Consider the following 2,120-nt stretch of genomic DNA (forward strand, 5'->3'; position numbering starts at 1 on the left):
CCCCGCAAGGCTGGCGCCGCAACTGCCCGGCACCAGACGCGGGAGGAGCTTCTGCTCGCCGGCCTGGACGCCCTCCTCGCCAGCCTCGAAGTCTCCGAGCCCAGCGCCATGGACGAATCTGGCGGCGAGTTGCCACGTGGCAACTCCGCCCCGCCCTACCAGGTCGTGGTCTACCGCTGCGAGGAGTGCGGCGCGGCGCGTCTGCCCGATGGGCGCCCCCTGGCGCCGGCGGTGGCCGCGCAGGCCGCCTGCGACTGCCGCACCCAGCGCGACGGCGAACCCAACCGCGCCGCGATCCGGCCCGGCCTGCGCCGGCAAGTGCTCGCGCGCGACGGCCATCGCTGCCAAGCCCCGGGCTGCCGGGCCACGCGCTTCATCGAGGTGCATCACCGCGAGCCGCGCAGGCGGGGCGGCCGCAACAGCGCGGCGAACCTGATCACGCTCTGTGCGGCCTGCCATCGGTTGCTGCACGAAGGTGGCGTGGGACTTGCCGAGGCCTTGCCAGAGACCGGCTGATCCCCGTCCGCGGCGACTCGTCAGACCTCCGCCCGGGCGGGAGGCCCCGCCTGCGCGCTCGGCTGCCGGCGAGTCAGGGCCGGCGACTAGTCGTCGCCGCAGCAGCTGCCGCGCAGGGTGACCTTGGCGCCCGCCTTCCAGTCGGGGGCGCTGGCGCCCAGCGGCGCCGCCATCAGCCAATAGTCGTCACCGCGGTAGATGAGGTTCGGCTTCGCCGCCGTCGGCGCCTGACCGGCCACGGCGGCCACCTCGACGCGGCCGCTCAGGCGCAGCTCGGGCGGGCTGAGGATCCAGCGGCCCTGGCCCTGCTGGCCCAGGATGCGCACGACGACCTCGATCGGCTCGCCTCCGCCCGGCAGGGCGGCGAGGGCCGTCTCCCGCTCCAGCGACTCCAGGCGCTGCAGGAGCAGCGGGTGCTCGCCGACCAGCTCCTGCGCACGCAGCAGGTTCAGGTAGGCCAGCTCGGGGCGCCAGGCAGCCAGGTAGAGGGCGGCGCGCTGGCTTGCGGCTTGGAAATTCCAGGGCGCGGCCTCGTCGTCCAGGGCGACGGGGCCGAGCGCGTGGATGGCCTCGTCGCGCTCGCCGAGGAAGGCGAGCAGGCGGCCGACGAGGAAGCTGCGCGCGGGCTCGTCCTCGGGCGCGAGCGCGAGCTGCCGCGCCTGGCCGAGGGCCTGGCGAAAGAGAATGGCCGGCACGGGCGGGACGTCCGACTCCTCGTCCGAGAGCAGCGGGCTCGCGGCATCGAGGCCGTAGTCCTGGACCACGGGCGGCGGCGCGCCCTGGTCGAAGCCAACCTGCATCGACTCGGCCGCGCGCAGCCAGTCGCCGAGGAAGAGACTGAGCAGCTCCAGGCGCGTCTGGATCGGCCCGCACTCGGGCCAGGGCTTGAGCGCATACTCGTAGCAGAGCTCGGCCTTGGCGAGGTCGCGCTCCTCGACGAAGTAGAAGTCGCCGAGGTAGACGTAGCCCACGCGGCCCAGGGTCGTCGGGGCGCCTTTCCAGATGAAGCGGCGCGGCAGCTCCAGCGGCGGCCGGTCGGCGGCGGGCCCGGGCGCCGGCTCGGCGGCCTTGGCCGGCGCGGCGGGCTGAGGCGCCGGGGCCGGGGCGGGCCTGGCCGCGGGCGGCGTCTTCGCGGGCGTCTGGCTCCGAGCCTCGCGCAGGGGCTCGAGGTCGATCCACTCGCCCTCGCCGCTCTGGGCGTGCGCGCTGCGCACCGCGAGCAGGGTGAGGACGAAGAGGGTGACGGCGAGGGGGCGCGGCAGTCGGATCATGGCTCCTCCCGGGAGCGGCGCGGCGGCTGGGAAGCGGTCGGCCTGGACGCTTTCTCGCCGGCTGGCCGGGCGTCTCGCGCGCAGGCGCCGGCCAAGCGGCGCCTGCAGGCCCGCTTACGAGAAGCCCTCCCGCCGCCGACGCGACGGGAGGGCTGACATCAAGGAGCGTTCCAGGCGGTCGCCTCGCCCCGGGAGCTAGGGCGTGATGAACGCGGGCGGGCTGAGGAGGCTCTCCTCGCCGCCGCGCACGGCGCTCACGCAGAAGTAGGTGTAGACGTAGAGCGAGTCGCAGAGGCCGGCCTGCTCGCAGAGCACGGGGTCGACGTAGGCGAG

The 2,120-nt window shown here is 75.1% G+C and carries 1 protein-coding gene and 2 pseudogenes; 2 read left to right on the plus strand and 1 reads right to left on the minus strand.

All coding sequences use genetic code 11. The features are described 5' to 3' along the window. Together FJ251_15710 and FJ251_15715 are read left to right on the plus strand one after the other, a co-directional pair. Positions 1–516: HNH endonuclease (locus tag FJ251_15710; GenBank protein MBM4119149.1), on the plus strand; the 516-nt coding region annotated here is incomplete at its 5' end. 202 nt (positions 517–718) lie between these two features. Then, positions 719–799: pseudogene (locus FJ251_15715) on the plus strand (ribonuclease HI). A gap of 757 nt (positions 800–1,556) precedes the next feature. Here FJ251_15715 and FJ251_15720 read toward each other — a convergent pair. Beyond that, positions 1,557–1,640 (minus strand): annotated as a pseudogene (locus FJ251_15720) (acetyl-CoA carboxylase biotin carboxyl carrier protein subunit). Positions 1,641–2,120: the final 480 nt, after the last annotated feature.

The organism is bacterium, assembly GCA_016873475.1.
In the GTDB taxonomy this organism is placed as follows: domain Bacteria; phylum Krumholzibacteriota; class Krumholzibacteriia; order JACNKJ01; family JACNKJ01; genus VGXI01.